The sequence below is a fragment of the Tetzosporium hominis genome (assembly GCF_002265435.1).
Classification (GTDB): Bacteria; Bacillota; Bacilli; order Bacillales_A; family Planococcaceae; genus Chryseomicrobium; species Chryseomicrobium hominis.
Genome location: NZ_NOKQ01000178.1, coordinates 1 through 278, shown reverse-complemented (window position 1 = coordinate 278; position 278 = coordinate 1). Strand labels below are relative to the sequence as shown.

Sequence of the window (278 nt, the reverse complement as noted above, 5' to 3'; positions counted from 1 at the left end):
CGTTTCTTATGTTTGTAGGCTTCAGCTCTAACCATTCTTCTTCTGTCCAGTCACTGTCTTTGCTCAGCTTGGCAGGACGAATCCTACTTGTCGAGCATCGAAAGTCCGTAGAACAGATGACGTGCATTCAGCTGCCGCGTTTCCTGGCTCAATCTTGCGGCGGGCATCAGCTTCGATGGCTTCCCACCAATTTCTGTGATAGGCTCTTTCGTCGCTCCGATTAAGGTGTGCAACTCATCGATGAATAGGATGATGTTGCCCGCTTGGCGAATCTCGTC

Annotated in this window: 1 pseudogene; it reads right to left on the bottom strand. The window is 50.4% G+C overall.

What is annotated here, in order from left to right:
* Positions 1-212 precede the first annotated feature (212 nt).
* Positions 213-278: pseudogene (locus tag CF394_RS16335) on the bottom strand (hypothetical protein); the annotation flags it as partial.